Origin of the sequence: Streptomyces sp. S4.7, from assembly GCF_010384365.1 — a bacterium.
Classification (GTDB): domain Bacteria; phylum Actinomycetota; class Actinomycetes; order Streptomycetales; family Streptomycetaceae; genus Streptomyces.
The window spans coordinates 2,730,725-2,754,914 of record NZ_CP048397.1 but is presented as its reverse complement, the minus strand read 5'-3'; the positions used below and the strand labels follow the sequence as shown (position 1 = coordinate 2,754,914).

Annotated in this window: 18 protein-coding genes; 11 read left to right on the top strand and 7 right to left on the bottom strand. The window is 71.4% G+C overall.

All coding sequences use genetic code 11. The features are described from left to right. Positions 1-52: 52 nt before the first annotated feature. From SSPS47_RS12010 to SSPS47_RS12000, 3 genes are all read right to left on the bottom strand, one after another. Positions 53-1,918, bottom strand: coding sequence for an LCP family protein (locus tag SSPS47_RS12010; protein WP_164250895.1), 1,866 nt, complete (start codon positions 1,916-1,918; stop codon positions 53-55). A gap of 227 nt (positions 1,919-2,145) precedes the next feature. Then, on the bottom strand, positions 2,146-3,609 hold the full coding sequence (locus SSPS47_RS12005; RefSeq protein WP_164250893.1) for an LCP family protein: 1,464 nt from the start codon (positions 3,607-3,609) through the stop codon (positions 2,146-2,148). A gap of 139 nt (positions 3,610-3,748) precedes the next feature. After that, positions 3,749-4,525 (bottom strand): TIGR03089 family protein, encoded by a 777-nt coding sequence (locus SSPS47_RS12000; protein WP_164250891.1) that lies wholly within the window; start codon positions 4,523-4,525, stop codon positions 3,749-3,751. A 138-nt stretch (positions 4,526-4,663) separates the two neighbouring features. On the opposite strand from SSPS47_RS12000, the gene SSPS47_RS11995 reads away from it, so the two are divergent. The 3 genes from SSPS47_RS11995 to SSPS47_RS11985 all read left to right on the top strand — a co-directional run bounded on the left by SSPS47_RS11995 (position 4,664) and on the right by SSPS47_RS11985 (position 8,407). Continuing rightward, positions 4,664-6,013 (top strand): peptidoglycan recognition protein, encoded by a 1,350-nt coding sequence (locus SSPS47_RS11995; protein ID WP_164250889.1) that lies wholly within the window; start codon positions 4,664-4,666, stop codon positions 6,011-6,013. Positions 6,014-6,076: 63 nt separating this feature from the next. Continuing rightward, complete coding sequence (locus SSPS47_RS11990; RefSeq protein WP_164250887.1) at positions 6,077-7,159, top strand: NDP-sugar synthase; 1,083 nt, start codon at positions 6,077-6,079, stop codon at positions 7,157-7,159. Positions 7,160-7,513: 354 nt separating this feature from the next. After that, positions 7,514-8,407 carry a DNA-3-methyladenine glycosylase 2 family protein gene (locus tag SSPS47_RS11985; RefSeq protein ID WP_239065250.1) on the top strand — a complete coding sequence of 298 codons (894 nt, stop codon included), beginning with the start codon at positions 7,514-7,516 and terminating at the stop codon, positions 8,405-8,407. A gap of 265 nt (positions 8,408-8,672) precedes the next feature. Here the strand turns inward: SSPS47_RS11985 and SSPS47_RS11980 are convergent, their stop codons facing one another. From SSPS47_RS11980 to SSPS47_RS11970, 3 genes are read right to left on the bottom strand one after another with little or no spacing between them, the layout of a single operon-like run. Next, positions 8,673-10,061: a coenzyme F420-0:L-glutamate ligase gene (locus SSPS47_RS11980; RefSeq protein ID WP_164250884.1), complete on the bottom strand. Its 1,389-nt coding sequence runs from the start codon at positions 10,059-10,061 to the stop codon at positions 8,673-8,675. Then, a complete protein-coding gene (cofD, locus tag SSPS47_RS11975) occupies positions 10,058-11,026 on the bottom strand; it encodes a 2-phospho-L-lactate transferase (RefSeq protein WP_147878860.1) in 969 nt (322 codons plus the stop codon). Before cofD ends, SSPS47_RS11980 begins: the two co-directional genes overlap by 4 nt. A gap of 13 nt (positions 11,027-11,039) precedes the next feature. Continuing rightward, positions 11,040-11,540, bottom strand: coding sequence for a cysteine dioxygenase family protein (locus SSPS47_RS11970; RefSeq protein ID WP_164250882.1), 501 nt, complete (start codon positions 11,538-11,540; stop codon positions 11,040-11,042). Between the two features lie 649 nt (positions 11,541-12,189). Between SSPS47_RS11970 and SSPS47_RS11960 the strand changes: the two genes are divergently transcribed. The 3 genes from SSPS47_RS11960 (at position 12,190) to SSPS47_RS11950 (ending at position 18,073) form a co-directional block, all read left to right on the top strand. Then, entirely contained in the window at positions 12,190-12,453 is a 264-nt protein-coding gene (locus SSPS47_RS11960) for a WhiB family transcriptional regulator (protein ID WP_023541320.1), read from the top strand. A gap of 278 nt (positions 12,454-12,731) precedes the next feature. Beyond that, complete coding sequence (locus SSPS47_RS11955) at positions 12,732-16,490, top strand: glycosyltransferase (RefSeq protein WP_164250880.1); 3,759 nt, start codon at positions 12,732-12,734, stop codon at positions 16,488-16,490. Continuing rightward, on the top strand, positions 16,487-18,073 hold the full coding sequence (locus SSPS47_RS11950) for a DUF5719 family protein (protein WP_164250878.1): 1,587 nt from the start codon (positions 16,487-16,489) through the stop codon (positions 18,071-18,073). Before SSPS47_RS11955 ends, SSPS47_RS11950 begins: the two co-directional genes overlap by 4 nt. A 62-nt stretch (positions 18,074-18,135) precedes the next feature. Here the strand turns inward: SSPS47_RS11950 and SSPS47_RS11945 are convergent, their stop codons facing one another. After that, the gene (locus SSPS47_RS11945; protein WP_147878856.1) at positions 18,136-18,564 is read right to left on the bottom strand and encodes a metallopeptidase family protein; all 429 of its coding nucleotides are present in this window, start codon (positions 18,562-18,564) and stop codon (positions 18,136-18,138) included. Between the two features lie 270 nt (positions 18,565-18,834). On the opposite strand from SSPS47_RS11945, the gene SSPS47_RS11940 reads away from it, so the two are divergent. The 5 genes from SSPS47_RS11940 to SSPS47_RS11920 all read left to right on the top strand — a co-directional run bounded on the left by SSPS47_RS11940 (position 18,835) and on the right by SSPS47_RS11920 (position 24,131). Further along, on the top strand, positions 18,835-19,263 hold the full coding sequence (locus tag SSPS47_RS11940; RefSeq protein ID WP_164250876.1) for a DUF3499 domain-containing protein: 429 nt from the start codon (positions 18,835-18,837) through the stop codon (positions 19,261-19,263). 165 nt (positions 19,264-19,428) lie between these two features. After that, the gene (locus SSPS47_RS11935) at positions 19,429-21,045 is read left to right on the top strand and encodes an L-lactate permease (protein ID WP_164250874.1); all 1,617 of its coding nucleotides are present in this window, start codon (positions 19,429-19,431) and stop codon (positions 21,043-21,045) included. 96 nt (positions 21,046-21,141) lie between these two features. Then, entirely contained in the window at positions 21,142-22,500 is a 1,359-nt protein-coding gene (locus tag SSPS47_RS11930; RefSeq protein WP_147878853.1) for a phosphomannomutase/phosphoglucomutase, read from the top strand. Positions 22,501-22,740: 240 nt separating this feature from the next. Then, the gene (locus SSPS47_RS11925) at positions 22,741-22,923 is read left to right on the top strand and encodes a Trm112 family protein (RefSeq protein WP_078077031.1); all 183 of its coding nucleotides are present in this window, start codon (positions 22,741-22,743) and stop codon (positions 22,921-22,923) included. 71 nt (positions 22,924-22,994) lie between these two features. Continuing rightward, positions 22,995-24,131, top strand: a complete 1,137-nt coding sequence (locus tag SSPS47_RS11920; protein ID WP_164250873.1) for an SIS domain-containing protein — start codon at positions 22,995-22,997, stop codon at positions 24,129-24,131. The last annotated feature ends 59 nt before the right edge of the window (positions 24,132-24,190 follow it).

Genomic DNA, 24,190 nt, shown 5'->3' with positions numbered 1-24,190 from the left:
GTCGCTCAAGCGCTCAGCGCGAGCAGGCGCTCCGGGCGTACCGGGGCCTGGCTCACTTGGCGCACACTTGCTTGTCGGCTTCCACCTTCTGCACGCCGTCCGGCGCCTTCGCCGGTCCGGCGATGGGCACGCCCGCACCCTTGAAGTCCGCACCGAGAGTCAGGGTCATCGCCTGCAACCCCTCGGCGTCCTCCTTGCCCGGCTTCATCGCCGCGGCGGGCAGGCCCATCATGTCCGCGAGACGGCGGGCCTGGTCTGCCTGGTTCGGTGCGTAATCCAGCGACGTCTTGTCCAGTTCCTCGGGCGCGTTGCCCTTGTTGGTGGACTTCGGTACGCCTTCTTCGTTCTGGAGCCAGGCGAGCGTCTCCTGGGCGGAACCCTGCGGCCCGCCGCCGTTGAACACATCGACCCTGACATCGGCGGGTGCCGCCTTGGTTCCCTCGAGGAGCGCCGCCTGCTTGCTCTTGGCGGCCTTCTCCTGCTCCTTCACCTCGGTGAGGGAGGTGTCGCTCTGCATCATGGCGAACAGCGGCTTGGCCTTCGCCTCGTTCACGACGACCGTCGCCTTCACGACCTCCGCCGGGTTGTCTATGACGGGGAGCGTGGTGAAGCTGATGTTCTTGGGATTGACCTTGGCCAGCTCCGTACCGAGGTCGCGCAGCTTCTCGATGCTGCCGATACCCGTGTCGACCGTGAGCGCGTCGGTCGCCGCCGATGCCAGGTCCCACAGCTTCGAAGGGCTGGTCAGGGTCTCGCTGGACTTCATCTTGCGGATCATGGCGCTCAGGAACTGCTGCTGGGTCTGGATGCGGTCCAGGTCGCTCTCGTTGCCGAAGCTGTGGCGCGTACGTACGAAGGCGAGAGCCTGCTCGCCCTTGATGACGTGCTTGCCCTTGCTCAGCTTCAGATGCGAGTCGGGGTCGTCGACGTCCTTGGCGACGCACACCTCGACACCGCCGACCGCGGTCGTCAGTGTCTTCACCGCGTTGAAGTCGGCCATCATGAAGTGGTCGACCGTCAGCCCGGTCAGCTCCTTGACCGTACGCATCGTGCAGCCCGGGTCGCGCTCCGACTGGCCGAGGCTGGTGTTGAAGCGGACGCCCTGCTCACCCGGGACGATCTTCTTACCGGATTCGGTGTTCGTCTCGCAGTCCGGGATGTCGGTGATCAGGTCGCGGGGGATGGAGAGCGCGGTCGCGTTCGTCCGGTCCTTGGAGACATGGAAGAGGATCGTGGTGTCGGCGTGGCCGACACTGTCCTTGTCGCCGTAACCCTCGTTGCCCGACCCGGTGCGCTTGTCGGTACCGATCACCAGGATGTTGACGGCCTGGTCCTTCTTGAACCCTCCGCTGCCCGCTCCCTCGACATCGATCGTGCTGATGTTGCCGTTGAGCTCCTGGTACGCGTAGTAGGCGGCTCCCGCCCCGCCGATGAGGATGAACGCCGTGATGCCGCCCGTCCAGCCGAGGACCTTCTTCTTGCGGGACGCGGGCGGCGCCTTGCGCTTGCGACGGCCCGCTGCGGCGCCCGCCGCGTCGGCGTTGTTCGCGTCGCGGCGCCCTCGCTGGGCGGGTACGTCGCGGCGGGAGGTACCCGAAGTGCCGGTGGAGCCGGAGGAGTTACGGGCGCGCGGGATGCTCGCGCCGGCTTCGTCGGCCGCGCCGACGCCCGCCCCGGTGCCCGCGGCGCCGGGGGCTCTGCGCTCCCTGGCCGAACGCCCCTGCGGCGACCCTTCCGTGTGCGGCGCGTTTCTCGACCGACGAGGAGCGTCGTGCCCGTTTCCCGCGTCACGGGAAGGGGCGGACGACTGCCCTTCGGAGTGGTTCAGTCGCAATTCGTAATTGCCGGTCTGCGGGTTGAGTACCCACTGGTCGGCGGGATCGATCCCGTCGCCTTGTCCACGGCCTTGCGCATCCACGGTTGCTTGAGTCCTCCGTCGGTGCCACGCGAAGCGCTTCATCCCCCAAAAGCGCTCGGTCTTTCGATCCGGCGGTGTGCGCGACCACTGCGGCCCGATGTACCGGATCGCGTCACACTATCCGCCCAGTTCAGCGTCGAGCGACGTCAGTGACAAATTCGACTCTTCTTACAAGGGGGCAATCTGCCCAATCGTCATAGAGTGCCGACCTCTACTTGGTATTGCTTTTACTCGCACAGCCCGGCGGCGGCATTTGTGCCCGGGAAAGACGGAGTGGGAGTGGCGCTCGACGATCCCGTGTCGTCCGGCTTTCCGTCCGTCTTCGCACTTTCGTCGTCACGTTGGGTGTCCCCCTGTTCGTTTCCGCTGTTCCGCTCCTGGCCCGCGGGGACGACCGAGACGGGCTCGTCCTTGCGCAGTTGCGTGAACAGCTCCCCCGCATCGGGCTGTACCAGCTCGTCACGGTTCGGGTCATTGACATAAGGCTGTCGCGGTACGGTAAGGAATTGCACCTTTTCCGTCGGTACGTTCCGCAGACCGCGTGCCAGGTCGTACAGATCCCTGAGCGTGTTCAGTCCGGGATCCGTCGTCAGCGACTTTGTCGCCGCGTCCAGCACCGGATACAGCCGGGTCGGATTGAGCAGAACGCCGTTGCTCTGCACCTTCTTGACCAGCGACCCCAGGAACTGCTGCTGGCGCTCCATGCGTTCGGTGTCGCTGCCGTCACCGATGGTCTTGCGGGCCCGTACGAAACCGAGGGCTTCCTCGCCGGTGAGGGTCTGCTTGCCCGCCGGCAGCTTCAGATGCGCGTCGCTGTCGTCGACGGGCTTCTTGAGGCAGACCTCGACGCCGTTGACGGCGTCCACCATGTCCTTGAACCCGCTGAAGTCGACCACCATGTGATGGTCGACGCGGATACCGGTGAGCTTCTCGACCGTACGTACCGCGCACGCCGTACCGCCGAACTGGAAAGCCCAGTTGAACTGCGCGGACTGCTCGCGTGAGCGCTTGCCGTCCGAGGTCTGGCAGCTCGGGATCTCGACCATCAGATCGCGCGGGATGGAGACGGCGGTAGCGCTCTGCCGGTCGGCGGCGAGGTGCAGCAGGATCGTGGTGTCGGAGCGCTGCGAACCGCCGTCGTCGCGGCCGTACTTGCCGTTGCCCTCGCCGGAGCGGGTGTCGGAGCCGATGAGCAGGATGTTCTTCGCGTCGACGGCGATGGGCTTGGGGCGTTCCTTCTCGTACGTCCGCAGCTCGGCTTCGGCGGTGGTGTCGGTGGTGATGTTGCCGTCGAGCTTCTGGTAGAACCACCAGCCGACACCGGAGGCGGCGAGGACGGCGACGGAGGTGCCGAGGGCGGCCCAGCGGAGCCAGTGGCGTCTGCGCGGGGCGTCGTCGGTGCCGGGGTCGTCGCCGTCGGCGGGAGGGGCGGCAGGCGCGTCCGGGCTGTCGGACGTCTCGGCCTCCCCTGAGGCTTCCGCGTCGGCCCTGGTCTCGGCCGTCGCTCCGTCCGGTACGGCTTCGGCGGCTTCCTCCGCACCGGTTTTCTCGGCTCCGGCTTCCGCGGCGCCGGCTCTCTCCGCCGAGGTGTCGCCGCCGTCGGATCCGGGCGACGCGGTCGGCGGCTCGTCGTCGGCCCGGGGGTCCGGTTCGGGCGGCGTGCCAGCACTGTCGGTCACGGGCGAGTCCATCCTTCATGGCGTCGGCGGCGCACGGCTCCGCCGGTTTCAGGGGTAGACGGCTGAACCGCACGCTTGGTTGTGCACTGAACTGGATCTACCGACGATCATCTACCGCAGGCGGCGCTCCGCGCCGGAACCCGTCCGGCCATCAGCTCACCGTGTCGCCCTGCGCCGTGCCGGTGACGCGCTCGCTCTCGATCCGCTTGGCCAGCCCCTGCGCCGACAACTGATCCATGTTGCGGCACAGCACCACCGACGAGCCCGCGGCGAGCGGCGCGAACAGCCCGGCCGAGAGCCCCTCCCAGGAGTCGTACGGCCTGGCGGACAGCAGCCGGGCGCCGGGCGCCGTCAGACCGAGGGCCTTGGCGTCGGCGCGGGCCCGCTCGACGACCTGGGCCGCCGTCAGCTCCGTACCGGCGACGGCGAGCGCGGGCGCGTCCGGGTCCACCGGGGCGAACGGGGCGAAGCGGTCGCCCTGGCCGGGCACCTCGACCGCGTAGTCGGCGAACCCGTCGGGCGCCTGGGGGAAGCGGCCCCCGAGCGGACGCAGCGCGAGGGCCAGCCGCTCGCCCCGGCAGGCGCGGGCGGCGGCGAGGTCGTCCGGGGCCGGGCCGCTGACGACGACATCCGCGTCGGCCGGGTCGCCGCCGATCTCGACGCACACCCCCACCGAGGAACAGGCGAGCAGCCAGACGGCCGTCTGCCAGTGGGCGGGCAGCAGCAGCGCGAGCCGGTCGCCGGGCGCGGCGGCGAGGTCGCCCTGGAGGAGATTGGCGGTCTTGGACGCCCAATTGGCGAAGGTGGCCACGGACAATTCCACGCGTTCACCGGTGGCATCGTCGTAGAAGGTGACCAAGGGGCGGGCCGGATCCGTGGTGAGAGCGGATCGCAGCAGGTCGGCGGGGGTGCGGTCGCTGGCGTTCACGCGGGCAAGGGTACGCCGGGGCGCCGGGCGCACACCGCCGTACCGGTGACGCCGTCCACCGGTTGGTCCGATGGACCGTCAGTTTCCCCGGGGTGCTCCCGGAAGGCGGCGACGGCCGGCCGACCGCACGATCGGGACATGCGTGTATTCCTGTCATCCTCGATCGGTGTCGCGTGTGCCGCGGCTCTCGTACTCCCGCTCTCTCTGCCCTCCGGGGCTGTGGCGGCTCCCCAGGACACCGGAGCGGGCACATCCGTTCCGGGCTCCACCGAGTCGCTGCCACTCGTCCCGCTCGGGTCGGAACGCTCCTCCGGTGTCGCCACCGAGCAGGGGCTGCCCCAGCGGGACGTCCAACCCTTCTCGCTCGTCGGTGTCGTCTGGGACGACGCCGACGCCGAACTCCACGGCTCGGTCCAGGTCAGAAACCGGTCCGCCGGGACGGGCGCCTGGTCCGGCTGGCAGGACCTGGAGACGCACAACGCCGAACACGGCGCCGACCTCGGTACGTCGGAACGCGACTCCGGCACCGTACGGGGCTCGACCGCACCCCTGTGGGTCGGGGCGTCGGACGGTGTCGAGGCACGGGTCCGGGCGGACGAAGACCCGGACGGCGGCCCGGCCCGCGCGTCGCTGCCCAGCGGACTGAGCCTGGAACTGGTCGACCCGGGGGAGGCACCGGAACAACTGCCGGTGACGGAGGCCGACGCCTCGCGCGGCCAGGCGATCGCCGCCGATCCGGACCCCGCAGGGACCGACCAGGACGCCGAGGACGGCGCCGCCCCGGAGACCGGGGACAGCGTCGCCACGGACCCGGACGACGGCACGGTCACGGAGACCGACGACGGCACCGTCGCGGACACCGGCGTCGCCGCCAGGCCGCACACCGCGCCGCGCCCCAGGATCATCTCGCGCAAGGGCTGGGGCGCCAACGAGAAGCTGCGTGAAAAGCAGTTCGGCTACACGAAGACGGTGAAGGCCGCCTTCGTCCATCACAGCGCGACCGGCAACAACTACACCTGCAAGCAGGCGCCCTCCGTCATTCGCGGTATCTACCGCTACCACGTGACGAGCAGCGGCTGGCGGGACATCGGCTACAACTTCGCCGTCGACAAGTGCGGAAACATCTACGAGGGGCGCGCGGGGGGCGTCACGAAGCCGGTCATGGGTGCTCACACCCTCGGTTTCAACACGAACACCACGGGCATCGCGGTTCTCGGCTCGTACTCCAGCACCAGCCCGCCCGCGGCCGTCACGACCGCCGTCGCCAAGCTCAGCGCCTGGAAGCTCGGCCTGCACGGGATCAACCCGCGGGGCAAGGTGACGCTGACGTCCGGCGGCAGCAACAAGTACAAGAAGGGCCAGAAGGTCGCCATGAACGCGGTGTCCGGTCATCGGGACGGGTTCGTGACCGACTGTCCGGGCAACAAGCTCTACAGCAAACTCGGCTCGGTCCGTGTGTCCGCCGCGAAGTACCAGGGACGCTCCTAGACTGGCCGGTCACCCCCCGGACGGGGGGACCGCCGGCCCCAGCAGGAAGCAGAGACGAACAAGGTGACTGAAGCGATCCTCCTGGTCGGCGGTAAAGGCACCCGGCTACGGCCGCTCACGGTGCACACGCCGAAGCCGATGGTCCCGGCGGCCGGTGTCCCGTTCCTCGCACACCAGTTGGGGCGGGCGCGGGCGGCCGGTGTCGAGCACATCGTCCTCGCGACGTCCTATCTGGCCGAGGTCTTCGAGCCGTACTTCGGCGACGGCTCGTCGCTCGGCCTGCGGCTGGAGTACGTCACCGAACACGAGCCGCTCGGCACCGGCGGGGCGATCCGCAACGTCGCCTCCCGGCTGGACTCCGGTCCGGACGACCCGGTGCTCATCTTCAACGGCGACATCCTGACGGGCCTGGACATCGGCGCGCTGGTCGACACCCACGCGTCGGCCGGGGCGGACGTCTCGCTGCATCTGACACGGGTCGACGACCCGAGGGCGTTCGGGCTGGTGCCGACGGACGACAGCGGCCGGGTCACGGCGTTCCTGGAGAAGCCGCAGACCCCGGAGGAGATCGTCACCGACCAGATCAACGCGGGGGCGTACGTCTTCCGCCGCTCGGTGATCGACTCCATCCCGGCGGGGCGCCCCGTGTCGGTCGAACGCGAGACGTTCCCGGGTCTGTTGGAGTCGGGCGCGCATCTGCACGGCATGGTCGACTCCACGTACTGGCTGGACCTGGGCACGCCACAGGCGTTCGTCCGCGGCTCGGCGGACCTGGTCATGGGTGTGGCGCCGTCCCCGGCGGTCCCCGGCCGCTGCGGCGACCGCCTCGTCCTCCCGTCGGCCACGGTCGCCCCGGACGCGAAGCTCACGGCGGGCACGGTGATCGGCGCGGGTGCGGTGGTCGCGGAGGGCGCCCGCATCTCGGGCAGCGCGATCCTGGACAACGCGGTGATCGGGCCCGGGGCGGTCATCACGGACTCCCTGGTGGGCGCGGGAGCGCGGGTGGGCGCGCGTACGACCCTGTCGGGCACGGTGATCGGCGACGGCGCGACGGTGGGCCCGGACAACGAACTCCGGGAGGGAGCCCGCGTCTGGTGCGACACGACGCTCCCGCCGGCCTCGATCCGCTTCTCCTCGGACGAGTAGCCCGCCGGGCACTCTGGGCCGGCCCGTCGCTCGTTCTCCGTCGCCGGACGGGCACATCGAGCCCGTCCGGCGATCGAGGACACAGCCTTGGTCCGTCGGAGGCCGGGGGCCCGGGGGCCCCGGGCCCCCGGTTTCGGGGAGGGGCGGGCCGGGGGAGAGGCCCCGCTGGCGGACCGCCTACCCTCGTCACAGACCCCGACCCCAAGGACCCTCCCCGTGGCAGGCCGCTTCGCCCCTCGCACCCCCACCGGCCCCGTCCCCGCCCCCGGACCGAGCACCCGCGGAGACGGCACCGGGACCGGCGCCACCCGCGCCAGGACCCGGACCTGGACCCCGCCGGGTGACGCGTTCGAACTGGGCCTCGTCCTCGGCCCCCTGCGCCGCGGCCCCGCCGACCCCACCTTCCGTACCGCGCCCGACGGCTCCGCCGTCCGCGCCACCCGGACGCCCGCCGGGCCCGGCACCCTGCGGGTGAGGGCGGCAGGCGACGGCACCGTGCACGCCGAGGCATGGGGCCCGGGCGCGGACTGGCTGCTGGAGCGGCTGCCCGAGATGCTCGGCGCCTCCGACGATCCCGCCGCCTTCGTTCCGCGCCACAGACTCCTCGCCGCGGCCCGGCGCCGCCGCCCCGGCCTGCGCCTGTGCCGTACCGGCCTCGTCCTGGAGTCGCTGATCCCGTCGATCCTGGAGCAGAAGGTCACGACGATCGAGGCGAACCGCTCCTGGCGCCATCTCGTGCGCAAGTACGGCGAGCCCGCCCCCGGCCCGTACGGCGACCCGCCCGACGGCCGTCGCGACAGCCGGATGTACGTCATGCCCGACGCCCGCGCGTGGACCATGATCCCGTCGTGGGAGTGGCACAAGGCCGGTGTCGACGCCAAACGCTCCGACACCGTCGTACGTGCCGCCCGCGTCGCCCGCCGGCTGGAGGAGGCCGTCGGCATGGAGCCCGAACCCGCCGCCGTCCGGCTCCAGTTGATCCCCGGCATCGGGCCGTGGACCGCCGCCGAGGTCCTTCAGCGGTCGAACGGCGCCCCGGACGCCGTCACCGTCGGCGACCTCCATCTGCCGGGCATCGTCGGCTACGCGCTCGCCGGCCGCCCCGACACCGACGACGCCGGGATGCTCGAACTGCTTGAGCCGTACGCCGGGCAGCGCCACCGCGCCGTACGGCTCATCCTCCTCAGCGGCCGCACACCACCACGCCGCGCCCCACGCATGCCCGTCGGCAGGATCGCCCACCTCTAGGGGGCGTCCGGAATGTAGCGCCGTCCGCCTGGAGGGGCGGGGCCCGCGGCGGACGGCGCGGTGCATCGCGAGGCGGAGGACCGGTGTGGTGGATGAATCGGCCGTACTCGCCGACTCCGAACAACGCCGGGGGCACCTCCCGTGCCCCCGCGGGGGCTACGGGGGGAGAGGCACCGTGCCGGGCGTCGTGGGCCGGGCGGGACATTCCGGGCACACCCCAGGGGTGTCTTTCCGAGCGGGCCGGATCGGGAAGACACCCCTTGGCTCACCGCACCTCGATGAAGTCCTCCGGCGCCCGCCCCGGCCGGCTCTTCGGCGGTACCGCCGCGTGACCGACCGCCACCGCGCCCATCGGGTCCCAGTTCGCGGGCAGTTCGAGCACGTCCCGTACGACGTCGCGGCAGAACATCGTGGAGGACACCCACGCGGAGCCGAGCCGCTCCCCGGCCAGCGCCACCAGGAAGTTCTGCACACCGGCGCCCGTCGCGACCACGAACATCTCGCGCTCCGCCGTGTCGCGCCGCGCGTCCCCGTACGTGTGCGCGCCGTCCGCCACCAGACACGGCACCACCAGATACGGCGCGTCGCGCAGCACGTTCCCGCGCCGTACGCGTTTGGCGACCGACTCCTCCGACTTGCCGTCGCGTCGCAGGTCCGCGATCCACGCGTCCCGCATCGCGTCGACGAGCCGCAGACGCGACTCGGGCGACTCCAGCAGGACGAACCGCCACGGCGTCGTGTGATGCGGCGCCGGGGCCGTCACGGCCGCGGCGACCGCGCGGCGGACCGCGCCCGCGTCGACCGGCTCGTCGGTGAACTCCCGGACCGTACGGCGCTGGGTGACCGCTTCCCGTACCGCCTCGGACGTCCCGAGCCGGAACATGTCGTCGGCCGCGACCCGCACCATCGCCCGTGCGCCGTCCGCCGATTCGCCGTCCGCCGGGTCGCCCACCAGCCGCCCGAGGCCGGTCACGACCGCCACCGGCAGCCCGGCGGCCTTGCCCTTCACCAGGTCGCCCGCGGCGGCCAGCTCGTCGGCGAGAGCGACGACCGTCGCGCCCAGCGGATTGCCGTGCGCGTCCCTACCGCCGCGCAGGTCGTCCAGGACCCGCACTCCCGCCGCGCCGATCGCGACGTCCGTCAGCCCGTTGCGCCACGGCCGGCCGAAGGTGTCCGTGACGATCACGCCGACGTCCACGCCCAGCGCGTCCCGCAGCCCCTCCCGGATCGCACGGGCCGAGGCGTCGGAGTCCTCGGGCAGCAACAGCACAGTCCCCGGTGGGGTGTTGGACGCGTCGACGCCGGCCGCGGCCATCACCAGACCCTGCCGGTTCTCCACGATCCGCAGCGGTCCGCGCCGCGCCACGACGCGGACGGTCTCGGCGTCTATCGCCGGCTCACGGTCTTGCGCCTCGACGATCCTGCCCTCGGCCTTGGACACGATCTTCGAGGTGACGAGGAGGATGTCCCCGTCGGCCAGACCCGGTCCCGCCGCGACGACGAGCTTCGCGATGTCGTCGCCCGCGCGGACCTCGGGCAGACCGTCGAGCGCCCGCACGCTGTAGGACAGGACGCCCGCGTCGGCGCGCGCCCCCGCCTCGACTCCTGAGCCTTCGCGCCCGTCTTCGCTTCCGCTTCCGTCGGGCGTCGTCATGCCCGCACCTCCTCGGCCAGCGCCAGCGCCTCACGCGCCATCGCGGCCGTCGCGTCCAGATCGGTCATCATCAGTGGTACGGCCCGGCTGCGGATCCCCGCGCCCTCGATCTCGGCGACGGATGCCGCGTCCACGGTGTCGACCAGCCAGCCGTCCAGCAGCCCCGAGCCGTAGTGCTGCGCCACGGCGGTGGCCGTCGACTCGACGCCGATCGCCGCGAGGACCTTGTCGGCCATCCCGCGCACCGGCGCGTCCCCGACGATGGGCGAGAGCCCGACGACAGGCACCCCGGCGTCGGCGATCGCCTCGCGGATCCCCGGCACGGCCAGGATCGTGCCGATGCTGACGACGGGGTTGGACGGCGGGAAGAGGATGACGTCGGCCTGGGCGACCGCCTCCAGCACACCGGGCGCCGGCTTCGCCTGGTCGGCGCCGACGGGCACGACCGCGTGCGCTTCCACAGAGGCCCGCATCTTCACCCAGTACTCCTGGAAGTGCACGGCCTTGCGCTCGCCCGTGGGACTGTCCGGCACATCGATCGCGACATGCGTCTCGACGCGGTCGTCGGACATCGGCAGCAGCCGGACTCCCGGCTTCCAGCGCGCGCAGAGCGCCTCGGTCACCGCGCTCAAGGGGTAACCGGCGCCGAGCATCTGTGTACGGACGATATGGGTGGCGAAGTCGCGGTCGCCGAGGCCGAACCACTCGGGCCCCACGCCGTACGCCGCAAGCTCCGCCTTGACCTGGAACGTCTCGTCGGAACGTCCCCAGCCCTGCTCCTCATTGATGCCACCCCCGAGGGTGTACATCACCGTGTCGAGGTCCGGACAGACCTTCAGCCCGAACAGATGGATGTCGTCACCGGTGTTGCCGATCACCGTGATGTCCGCGTCCGGCGCGGCCTGTTTGAGGCCACGCAGGAAACGGGCACCGCCGATACCGCCGGCCAGAACCACAATGCGCATGCCGTGCAGTTTGTCAGGCGGGTACGACATCCTGGGCCGCCGGGGCGCACCGGGCGGAGTGCATCGGCATCTCGGTCAGACCCGGGTAGTAGATGTGCAGACTCACGGCCGGTTCGAGCGAATCGTTGACCACCTCGTGGACGTATCCGGGGGCGAAGACCCGCTGCGCGCCGCCCAGGAGTCTGCGGCCGGCCGTCCGCGTACGCTCCGTCAGTTCGCCTTCGAGGAGGGTCAGTACGCCCGAGGAGCGGCCGTGGTCGTGCAGTCCGCTGCGCTGGCCGGGCACCCAGGAGAGCAGCCACACCTCGTAGCCGGGACCGGTGCCCAGCCGGTGGTACCAGCGGCTGGCCGCGTCGTACTCGACGAGTACGGCCCACCGCGCGCGGTCGGCGGCGATGGTACGGGCCAGACCGGCGAATTCGGCCACGGTGGCGGGGTGCTCACGGGCGGGCTGGAGGAGGTGCGGCACCTCAAGGAGATCGCCTGCGATCTGAAGGTCGCTGTCGCTGTTCATGGGTGTGGAGGTTCCTCGGCAGAAGGCGTGCGTGGGGGGCGCGGGGCAAGTGCGCGAAAAAGGGTGGGGAAGGAGACGTACGGCCGGAGCTTCAGTGGCTCAACAGCACGGACAGCAGGAACAGCAACAGCGGGCCTGGACAGCAGAGCGGAATCCACGGGTGTGGGTCGCGTGCGTCGCTGAGGTGACCGGCATGCATTCAAAGGTGGCGGGAACGGTTCCCACTTGTCAACTCAATGACCGATTTGGCGGCAATCTTTCACCTCATCCGGTTGCTGAGTCAGCGGAAAGGTTTGTGCGGTCGCTGACGGGGAGACATGGCGCTGCAGCCGGGCTCGCAAACACCGTCGCACTCTCGTGACCGGACTGTGATTCGAATCGCTTCGGTGGCTGGATCGCAACATCGACACGGCTCCCGACGTCTCCCTCGGGGAGGAGTGGATGCGCACAGGCCGGTGGCATGTGTCAGGTTTTTGGTGATTTGAACACTTTCCGCATAGCCTTGGTTCCGCAGAGTGAATACCGGGACCAATAGCAGATCTCGGCTTGACTGGCTCGTATCCGCACACTTGTAATTTCACTCGTGTCGTTCGGCCGAAAACGGTAGCGGCCGCAAGCACGGGGACGTAAAGACAGACGAGGGGCGCACATGACCGAGCTGTTCGAACAACTGCTGGTCGAGGACGCGGACGAGGAACTCGGCTGGCAGGAGCGCGCGTTGTGCGCCCAGACCGATCCCGAGTCCTTCTTCCCCGAGAAGGGCGGCTCCACCCGGGAGGCGAAGAAGGTCTGTCTCGCCTGTGAGGTCCGCTCCGAATGCCTGGAGTACGCCCTCGCCAACGACGAGAGGTTCGGTATCTGGGGCGGTCTCTCCGAGCGCGAACGCAGGCGTCTCAAGAAGGCCGCGGTTTGAACAGTTCCAGCCAATCTCCGCACGCGCCCAGCGCGATAGCCCGCGCGAGACCTCGCGAGGCGATCTCCGAACGGTCCGTCATCTGCGTCCTCTTCGCAGGCGGCGGACCGTTGTCGTGACCGGCACGCGCCGCCCGGCCCGGCGCTGTCTCCCGCGTCGTCCGCTTTGTCCAGGCGCTCGGCGATCCGGTGCTTGTTCGTACCGTTAGTGTGGGGCCCCGTCCGAGACGCCCCAACGCCCCGTCGGGGCGACCCCCCGGCCGGAGGGCCCCTACCTCGATGTCCGCCACCACAGCCGCGTTCGATTCAGCCACCGCACCGGAGTACCCGCGGCACGTCGTCACCGCCGTGCTCGTCTCCCACGACGGTGCCCGCTGGCTCCCCGACGCCCTCACCGGGCTGATCGGCCAGGAACGCCCCGTACAGAACGTCATCGCCGCCGACACCGGCAGCGCCGACGAATCGGCCACGCTGCTCACCGAATCGCTCGGCCCGGACCGCGTCGTCCACCTCGCCCGCCGCACCAGCTTCGGTACGGCCGTCGAGGAGGCGGTCCGCACCGCCGGCGCGCTGACACCCGACGACCTGCCGTATCTGAAACGGCCGAGCGGCTGGGACCCCGTCACCAGAACCTGGCACGACGAGGCGTACGACATGCCCGACCTGCCCCACGGCGAGCCCGTGCAGTGGCTGTGGCTGCTCCACGACGACTGCGCGCCCGAGCCCGACGCCCTCGCCGAACTGCTGCGCGTCGTCGACACCGACTCGCACGCCGCGATCGTCGGCCCCAAGCTGCGCGGCTGGTACGACCGCAAGCAGCTCCTGGAGGTCGGTGTCTCCATCGCCAACAGCGGGCGCCGCTGGACCGGGCTGGACCGGCGCGAACAGGACCAGGGCCAGCACGACCAGGTCCGCACCGTCCTCTCCGTCTCCAGCGCGGGCATGCTCATCCGCCGGGACGTGTGGGAGGAGCTCGGCGGCTTCGACCGCAGACTCCCGCTGATGCGCGACGACGTGGACCTGTGCTGGCGCGCGCACGCCGCGGGACACCGGGTGCTCGTCGCGCCCGACGCCGTCCTCAGGCACGCCGAGGCCGCAGCACGCGAGCGCCGCACCGTCGACTGCGCGGGCCGCTCCGTCGTCAACCCGCACCGGGTCGACAAGGCCGGCGCCGTCTACACGATGCTCGTCAACTCGCGCGGCGCCGTCCTGCCCTACGTACTACTGCGACTCGTCGTCGGCACACTCCTGCGCACCGTCGCCTACTTGGTGGGCAAGGCGCCGGGACAGGCCGTCGACGAGGTCATGGGCCTGTCCGGCACGCTCCTGCGGCCCGGCAGAATCATCGGCGCGCGAAAACGACGCGGCAAAGGCGTCGTCGAGGCAAGTGAACTCCGCGCGCTTTTCCCGCCACCCGGCGCCACCGTCCGGGCAACGGTCGAGCAAGTAGCTGGAAGCCTCGGTGGCGGCTCTGAGACCGAAGCCGGTGGCTCACGCCACGGCGCGGTGGAGTCGGGCCCCGGCGGGGACGACGCGGACTTTCTGGAGATCGAGCAGTTCGCCAGGCTGAAGCGCCTCGCGCACAAGCCGGGCCCCGTCCTCTTCGCCGTACTGCTCGTCGTCTCACTCGTCGCCTGCCGGGCCCTGCTCGGCGGCGGCGCCCTCGCGGGCGGCGCGCTGCTGCCCGCGCCGCCGGACGTGGCGGGCCTCTGGTCCCGTTACGCCGACGGCTGGCACCCCGTCGGCACGGGCGGCACCCAGACCGCGCCGCCCTACCTCGCGGTCCTCGCGGCCCTGTCGGCGCTGTTCCTCGGATCGACCGGCTTCGCGCTGACCCTGCTCCTCGTCTGCTCCGTGCCGCTGGCCGGAGTCACCGCGTACTTCGCCTCCCGGCCGCTCGTCGAATCGAAGCTGCTGCGGGCCTGGGCGAGCGTCGCGTACGCCTTCCTGCCCGCCGCCACCGGCGCCCTGGCCACCGGACGGCTCGGCACGGCCGTGCTGGCCGTCCTGCTGCCGCTGATCGCGCGGGCGGCCGTCGCCGCGTACGGGATCCGCGCCGAGCCGAAGGAAGGCGCCACCGGCGCCGCACGAGGGAGCTGGCGCGCCACCTGGGCGTACACCTTCCTGCTCACCCTCGCGATGGCGTTCACCCCGATCGTCTGGCCGATCGCGCTCGTCCTCGGCCTCGCCGTCCTGGCCCTGCGCCGCGACGACATCGTGGCGTACGGGCTGCGCCTGCTGGCCGTGGTCGGCACCCCGCTGCTCGTCCTGGCCCCCTGGTCGCTCTCGCTGCTGACGTCACCGTCCAACCTCTTCCATGAGGCGGGGCTGGAGTTCGGTACCGGACAGGCGACCGCGCTCGATCTGCTCGGCATGAGCCCCGGCGGCCCCAAGGCCGCGGGCGGGGTGCTGCTGATCGGCGTCGTCCTGGCGGCGCTGGCCGCGCTGCTGCGCGGCGAGCGGCAGTTCGCCGTGCGCGCGGCCTGGGTGACCGCCCTGGTGGCGCTGGTCTTCGCCGTTCTCGCGAACAACTCCGGCTGGGCCGGCCCCGCCACGCTCCTGTACGGCCTCGCGCTCATCGCGGCCGCCGTCCTCGGCGCCGACGGCGCCAGGGAACGCGTCGCGAGCCAGAGCTTCGGCTGGCGCCAGCCCGTCGCCGCGCTCATCGCCGTCGCGGCCGGGGCGGCCCCGCTGCTCGCCGCGGGCGGCTGGATGCTCAGTGGCGCGTCGGGCCCGCTGGAGCTGCGCGACCCGGTGCAGGTACCGGCGTTCGTCGCCGAGGAGAGCATCACCCGTGACCAGCCGCGCACACTGATCCTCGGTGGTACGTCGCCCGCGGAGGTCTCGTACTCGCTCGTGCGCGGCTCCGGCGGCCGGCTCGGCGACGCCGAGCTGACCGAGTCCGGCGGCAGCGACCCCGGGCTCGACAAGGTCGTCGGCCGTCTGGTCGCGGGCTCCGGCGCCGACCAGACCGACCAGCTCAGCGGCTTCGCGATCCGCTACGTCCTCGTCCGGGACGGCGCCCCGGCGCAGATGTCGCGCGTGCTCGACGCCACCCCGGGCCTGAGCCGGCTCAGCCAGCTCGACGGCAGTGCGCTGTGGCGCGTCGACCGTCAGATCTCGCGGGCCACGATCGTCGAGGGCGAGAGCGACGCCGAGCCGCTGCCCGTCGGATCGTCCACGGTCGAGGCGCACACCGACATCCCGGCCGGCAAGGCCGGACGTGTGCTGCGGATCGCCGACCGGGCCGCCGAGGGCTGGCAGGCCACGCTCGACGGCCGCCTCCTCGAGAAGACGACCGTCGACGGCTGGGCGCAGGGCTTCGAGCTCCCCGCCGAGGGCGGCAGGCTCGACCTCACCTACGAGGACTCGTTCGCCCACACCGCGTGGGTCTGGGCGCAGGCCGCGCTCGGCGTCGTACTGCTCGTGCTCGCCCTGCCGGGCCGGCGCCGGGAGATCGACGACGACCTGCCCGACGAGCGGGCCGATGTGCCCGCACAGCCCGTCTCCGGTGAGGGCCGCCGGGCGCGCAGGCTGCGGGCCGCGGCCCAGGCGGAGGCGGAGACCGCGGAAGGAGCCGACAGTGGTGGCGACGACAGCGTGACGACCGTCCCGCCGCCCCCGGCGGAGGCCCCGTACGCCGCCGCGGCTGTTCCGCAGCAGCAGTCGTACGGGGAGTGGGACGGCCGGTCGTCCCACCAGGGCGCGGACTACGGCTCGTACACGAACGAACAGCAGTACCAGGGCGGGCAGGACGAACAGCAGCAGTACGAAGGCGCCCCCCATCAGGGCGGGCAGCAGTACGACGGGACGCAGCAGTACGAGGGCGCTCCTCAGTACGACGCCGACGGATACCAGCAGTACCAGCAGTATCCGGCGGACCAGTACCAGCAGCAGGCGCCGGTCCAGTACGACCAGTACGGATACGTCGTCCAACAGCCGTACGCCGAGGGGCAGCAGCCCTACACCGCGCCTCAACCGCCTTACACCGACGGCAATGAGAACGAGCAGCGTCCCGACGGGAGCAGCAACAAGTGAACCGCACGACCCTCTCCCTCATCGCGGCCGCCACCGCACTCGCCGCGGTCACCGGCTTCGCCGCGGTCAGCGCGCCCGACAGCGCCGACACGACGGCGACGGCGAAGTCGCCCGCGCGGCTCCCCGTGGAGCGCAGCAGCCTGCTCTGCCCCGCGCCCAGCACGTCGGAGCTGGCCGAGACGGCGTACACCTCTTTCACACCGGCCGGGACGGACGGCGCGGGCACGGGCGGCGCGGCCGAACTGGCGCCCTCCGCCGCGCCCTTGGACGACGTGGCCGCCGACGACGAGAAGAAGGACGAGCAGGACGACGAGAAGGACGGGGAGCAGACGGGCGACACGGCCGAGGACGACAAGGCGAAGGAGCCCGCGGCGGACGCCGAGGTCAAACCGTTCCTGGCCGTCAAGGAGCCCGGCAAGCCCGTCTCCGGGACGAAGAACACCTCGGACGCCCCCGCACTCGTCGGCACGGCCACCGGCCGTCTCGCGCCCGGCTGGACCACCCAGCAGACCACCACGGTCACGGGCGGCGACGGACGCGGACTGTTCGGTACGACCTGCACCCCGCCCGACACCGACTTCTGGTTCCCCGGTGCCTCCACGGACAAGGCGCGCCAGGACTACGTCCACCTCACCAACCCGGACGACACGGCGGCCGTCGCCGACGTCGCGCTCTACGGCAAGGAAGGCACGCTCAAGTCCGATACGGGCGAGGGCATTCCGGTACCGGCGCGCTCCAGCGTCCCCGTCCTGCTGTCGACCCTCACCTCAGAGGCCCAGCCGGACGTCACCGTCCACGTCAGCACCCGCACGGGCCGCGTGGGCGCCGTGGTGAACGCCGCCGACGAGAAGCTCGGCGGCGACTGGCTTGCCGCCTCCGCCGATCCGGCCCCGAGCGTGGTGCTCCCCGGAATCCCCTCGGACGCCACCTCCGTACGACTGGTGGTCTTCGCACCCGGTGAGGACGACGCCGAACTGAAGGTGCGGCTGGCCGGCAAGAGCGGCACGATCGTCCCGGCCACCGCCGCCGAGACACTGAACGTCAAGTCGGGCATGACGGCCTCGCTCGACCTGGGGGACGTCACCAAGGGCGAGGCCGGCTCGGTGCTGCTGGGCCCGGCGGAGGGCGCCGGCGAGACCCCGGTGGTCGCCGCGCTGCGCGTCGTACGGGGCAAGGGCACCGACCAGGAGGTCGCCTTCATCCCGGCGACCGGCCCGGTGACGGAGCGCGCCACGGCCGCCGACAACCGTGCCAAGGGCTCGACGCTGTCACTGGCCGCGCCGGACGGCACCGGCAAGGTGAAGGTCACGGCCTCGGCGGGCAGCGGGGGAGGCGAGCAGGTCGTCAAGACCTACACGGTCAAGGGCGGCACGACCCAGGCCGTCACGCCGCCGGTGCCGCAGGGCCTCAAGGGCTCGTACGCGCTGACGGTGGAGCCCGAGTCGGGCGGCCCGGTCCACGCGGCGCGCACGCTGGCGCTGACCCAGGACGGCGTACCGATGTTCACGGTGCAGACGATGCCGGACGACCGGGGCATGGTGTCCGTGCCGGCGACGAAGGAAGACCTCTCCGTACTGAAGTGACGTAAGGATGGCCTCTCCGTACTGAAGTGAGGCCGGGGACGGGACCGCGGGGGCCCTCGCGGTCAGTCCTGGCCGTACCGCGGATCGACGGATTCCGGTGCGAGCCCCAGCAGTTCGGCGACCTGCTCGACCACCACCTCGTGGACGAGCATGGCGCGCTCCTCGCGGTTCTTCGTACGGATCTCGACGGGCCGCCGGTACACCACGATGTGCGCGGGCCGGTTCTTGCCCTCGGGGACCGAGCGGCCGAGTGGTACCGAATCGCCCTCGACGTCGGGGACGTCGATGACGAGGAAATCGATCTCCGCCAGCTGGGGCCAGCGCCGCTCCAACCGCTCCACGGAGTCCTGTACGAGATCGCGGAACGAATCCGAGCGGCTCGCCGAGAGTGGGACCTGCGGAGGGGCGACGGGCCCGCGCATCCCGCGTCCGTGGCGGTCACGGCGGCGCGGTCTCGGCTCGGTCGGGTTCGGCGGTACGGGACTGTCCATCACTGACGCAGGGTAGCTCTCATTCGGCATGCCGCGACGGCCTGCCGGGCCACCGGACGGCATGTCGCAAATTGAGCATTCCGGCCAAGCTTGGGCTCGTTTCGCTACGTCGGCCGGATCGTGGCCCTCGCCTTCAATGACGGGATTTGCCCCAAGTGATGACTGAATCACCGATGGTAATCGACCGGTTGCTCATCTTTCCGTGCAGGTCAGGGCAGTTGTGTACGTGCCGGGCGGGGCGAATTCCCTGTCACGACACGGCGGAGTGACGTGAGGCGGAGTCGTCGCGGCCCGCTCAAGAGTGCGGTACCGTCCAACATCGTGAGCCCTGTACGTCGCTGTTCGCGCACCGCGTGCGGCCGTTCCGCCGTCGCGACACTGACGTACGTCTATGCCGATTCGACCGCGGTCCTCGGCCCGCTCGCCACGCATGCCGAGCCCCACTGCTACGACCTGTGCGCCGAACACAGCGAGAGACTGACCGCGCCGCGCGGGTGGGAGGTCGTCCGGCTCACGGACGGTTCGGCACCGGCCCGGCCCAGCGGTGACGATCTCGAAGCTCTGGCGAACGCCGTCCGCGAGGCGGCGCGCCCTCCGGAGAGAGTGGCCGGACCCGGTGTGAAGGGGCCGCGCGGGGCGGATCAGACGGAAGCCGGGCGCCGCGGGCATCTGCGGGTGCTGCGTTCCCCCGATTCCTGACCTCCCGGTCACCTCCGGCCGCTCCCCGGCCGCACCGCCGCCTCCTTCTCCGGCTTTCGGTGACGGATCCTGCACGGGCCATTGACCTTGCTTGTCGTGCACACGATCATGCCTCCCAGCCGTGAGAGATCACTTTCCGCATCGCGGAATACGGAGGCCCCCGTCGTGTTCGAACAGCAATTGGAACCCGTCGCCGATTCACTCGGCGTGTCCGCCCTCGTCGCCGCGCTTCCCCTGGTCACCGTGCTGGTGCTGCTCGGCGCCGTCCGTATGAAGGCTCATCGCGCCGGACTGATAGGTCTGGCCGTCGCGGTTCTGGTCGGCTGGCTGGCCTTCGGAATGCCGATCGGCCAGACCCTCTCCGCAGGCGCGCAGGGCGTCGTCTTCGGCCTCTTCCCGATCATGTGGATCGTCGTCAACGCCCTGTGGGTGTACCGGATGACGGTCCGTACCCAGCACTTCGACATCCTGCGCCGCTCGTTCGGCCGATTCTCCGACGACCCGCGCATCCAGGCACTCGTCGTCGCCTTCTGCTTCGGCGCGCTCCTCGAAGCGCTCGCCGGCTTCGGCGCACCGGTCGCCATCTCCGCGGTGATGCTCGTGGCGCTCGGCTTCGACCCCGTCAAGGCGGCCGTCGTCGCCCTCGTGGCCAACACCGCGCCCGTCGCCTTCGGCGCCATGGGTACGCCGGTCGTGACCCTGGCCCAGGTGACCGGGCTGCCGCTGGACACCGTCGCCTCCGTCGTCGGCCGCCAAACCCCGCTGCTGGCCGTTGTCGTCCCGCTCGTGCTCGTCGGGCTCGTGGACGGCAAACGGGGCCTGCGAGAAACCTGGGCGCCCGCCCTGGCGTGCGGATTCGCCTTCGGTGTCGCGCAGTTCGTCGCCGCCAACTTCGTCTCCGCCCAACTCGCGGACATCGGGGCCGCGCTGGTGGGCGCCGCCGCGCTGCTCGCCGTGCCGAGCGCGCGCAAGCCGGCCGACGAGGCGGTGCGAACCTCCGTACTGACAGGCGTACGCAGCGAGGACCTCGACGTCGAGGACGACCGCCGCGAGATCGTCCGCGCCTACGCGCCGTACGGCCTGATCGTGGTGATCTTCTCCCTCGCGCAGATCCCGCCGGTCAAAGACCTGCTGGCCAGGGCGACCCAGTCCTTCGACTGGCCGTTCCTCGACGTCGCGGACTCCGAGGGGAAGCCGGTCGGGGCCAACGTCTTCTCGCTGCCGCTCATTTCGACCGGCGGCACACTCGTCCTGATCGCAGGCCTCCTGACGGCCGCGGTGATCGGCCTCAAGGCGAAGGACGCGCTGAAGGAGTGGGCCGCCACGGTGCACGAACTGCGCTACGCCATCCTCACCGTCGTGTCGGTGCTGGCCCTCGCGTACGTCATGAACCTCTCCGGACAGGCGGCCACCATCGGCCACTTCGTCGCGGCGGCGGGCGCGGGACTGGCGTTCCTCTCGCCCGTGCTGGGCTGGTTCGGCGTCGCCGTCACGGGCTCCGACACCTCGGCCAACGCGCTCTTCGGAGCGCTCCAGGTGACGGCGGCGCGTGAATCCGGGCTGTCGCCGGAGCTGTTGGCCGCGGCGAACAGCTCCGGCGGTGTGCTCGGCAAGATGATCTCCCCGCAGAACCTGACCATCGCGTGCGCCGCGGTCGGTCTCGCGGGGAAGGAAGGCGACCTCCTGAGGAAGGTCCTGCCATGGAGCCTCGGGCTGCTGTTGGTGATGTGCCTGATCGTGGTGGGGCAGAGCACCTTCGTACTGGGGTGGATGCTGCCGTAGGCGCGCCGCGGCCGACCCGGGGACGTGTCCTCGGGGCCCCTTCCGGGGGCGGGTAGTTTGTGATGACTGTCCGCACAGACCTCAGGAGGGGTGGCCGTGGCCGACTTGGGCCAGATCGTGAAGGCGTACGACGTACGTGGCGTGTATCCGGACCAGCTCGACGACCGGCTCGTCGAGCTCTTCGGGGCGGCCTTCGTGGAAGTCACGGGCGCCACGGCGATCGTCGTCGGTCACGACATGCGGCCCTCCTCGCCCCATCTGTCGGCGAGCTTCGCCAAGGGCGCCGTCCGGCGAGGGGCGCACGCCACGCTGATCGGGCTCTGCTCGACGGACCAGCTCTACTACGCCAGCGGGGCACTGGACCTGCCGGGCGCGATGTTCACCGCGTCGCACAACCCCGCCCGGTACAACGGGATCAAGATGTGCCGCGCGGGAGCGGCGCCGGTGGGGCAGGACACCGGACTGGCGGACATCCGCGCCCTGGTCGAGAAGTGGCTCGCCGAAGGACCCCCGGAGCCGGCCGCGGAACCGGGAACGATCACACAGCGTGACACGTTGACGGATTACGCCGCCCATCTGCTGTCCCTGGTCGAGCTCTCGGCGATCCGCCCGCTGAAGGTCGTGGTCGACGCGGGGAACGGCATGGGGGGCCACACCGTCCCCACGGTCTTCGCGGGGCTGCCCGTCGACCTGGTCCCGATGTACTTCGAGCTGGACGGCACGTTCCCCAACCACGAGGCCAACCCGCTCGATCCGCGGAACATCGTGGACCTCCAGGCCCGCGTGCTCTCCGAAGGTGCCGATCTGGGCCTGGCGTTCGACGGCGACGCGGACCGCTGCTTCGTGGTCGACGAGCGGGGGAGGGGCGTGTCACCGTCGGCGATCACGGCACTGGTCGCCGAGCGTGAACTCGCCAAGCACCCCGGCGGCACGGTCATCCACAACCTCATCACCTCCTGGTCGGTCCCCGAGGTGGTCAGGGAACAGGGCGGCACCCCCGTCCGTACACGCGTCGGCCACTCCTTCATCAAGGCGGAGATGGCCCGCACCGGGGCGATCTTCGGCGGCGAGCACTCCGCGCACTACTACTTCCGCGAGTTCTGGAACGCGGACACGGGCATGCTCGCCGCTCTCCACGTCCTGGCCGCGCTCGGCGGACAGGACGGACCGCTGTCCGAACTCGTCGCCTCATACGACCGGTACGCCGGATCGGGCGAGATCAACTCCACGGTGGACGACCAGACGGCACGCGTCGCCGCCGTACGGAAAGCCTTCTTTGACCGCGAGGGCGTCACGACCGACGAACTCGACGGACTGACGGTGACCACCCCCGACTGGTGGTTCAACCTCCGCGCCTCCAACACGGAACCGCTGCTGCGCCTCAACGTGGAGGCCCGCGACGAGCCGACGATGGCCAAGATCAGAGACGAGGCCCTGGCTCTGATCCGATCCTGACTGCGGGCCGCGCCGCAGCGTCGGATCCCGGACCGGGGCCGGGTCCGGGACTGGTACGAGGTCCGGGGCGCGCCGCAGCGTCGGCAGAGCGCGAGCAGCGGGAAGCGCCGCTCGCCCCGCTCGGCGCCCTGCCGAACCCCACCCCCGCAACGAGCCCGGCCCCACCCTCCGGCGGTAGGCTGACGTGGCTCAATCCGCACCACCCCGTACGCCTCAGCTCGTTCGAAGGGACACCACCACATGCCGCTCGAAGCCGGCCTCCTGGAGATCCTCGCCTGCCCGGCCTGTCACGCGCCGCTCAGCGACCGCACCGAAGCCGACACGCCCGAGCTGATCTGCACCGGCGCGGACTGCGGCCTGGCCTACCCGGTCCGGGACGACATCCCCGTACTCCTCGTGGACGAGGCCCGCCGCCCCGCCTGAGGGAGCCCCGCTTCCACAGGCCAGTGCCCACGCGCCGTCCACGGCGCCCGGTGATCGGAGACGTACCTCCCATGCTCGACGAGTCCTTGCTCGACGCGCCGGACGCGCTGGCTCGCGCCGACCACCGTGGGCTGCTCCTCGGCGCCGCCGAGGCCGGGGCACGTGTACGCACCGCCGTCCGGCACGCCGCCGAGGCGGGCATCGGACAGCTCAACCCCGAGGGCCGCCCCCGCGCCGTGCTGTTCGCCGGCTCCGGCACCGCCGCACTCGGCGTCGCCGACCTGCTCGGCGCACTCGCCGGCACCGCCGCGCCCGTCACCCTGCTGAGGCCCACCGGCGTCGCCCCCGCCGCGGGCGCCCTGCGCTGGGAGCTCCCCGGCTGGGCCGGCTCTGTCGACCTGCTCCTGATCGCCACCACCGACGGCGGCGAACCGGGCCTCGCCCTCCTCGCCGAGCAGGCCTACCGCCGCGGCTGCACCGTCGTCGCCGTCGCCCCGCACCCGTCCCCGCTCAGCGAGGCCGTAGGCGGCACGCACGGTCTCGCCGTGCCCATGGCGCCCACACCCCAGGAGCAGTACGAGGAGATCCAGGCCGCCAGTCCGGGCGCGCTGTGGGCGCTGTTGACCCCGCTCCTGTCTCTTCTCGACCGCGTCGGGCTGCTCACCGCGTCCACGGAGACGCTTCAGCTCGTCGCCGACCGTCTCGACAGCGCGGCCGAACGCTGCGGCCCGGCCATCGCGACGTACAGCAACCCGGCCAAGACCCTCGCCGCCGAACTGGCCGACAGCCTCCCCCTGATCTGGACGGAAGGCACCGTCGCCGCCCCCGCCGGACGCCGCTTCGCCGCCGTACTGGCCGAGCTGTCCGGCCGCCCCGCGCTCGCGGCCGAGCTCCCCGGCGCCCTGCCCGCACACGGTCTCCTCCTGGGCGGAGACTTCGCCGGCGGCGCCGCCGACCCCGACGACTTCTTCCGCGACCGCGTCGAGGAGTCCCAGCCGCTGCACGCCCGAGTCGTACTGCTCCGTGACCGCCCCGTCGGCGGACTGACCGCGGCGCCCGCCGCCCGCGAACTCGCCACCAGCCACGAGACCGCCATCAGCGAGCTGGAGCCGCAGGAAGGCGGCGAACTCGAAGCCCTCGCGGAACTCGTCGCCGTCACCGACTTCACGGCCGTCTACCTGGCCCTGGCCTCGGGCAACCGCGAATGACCCCCACCGGCCCGTCCGACCGACCCCCGCGCTGAGCACACCTCACGCACCCCGCAGAC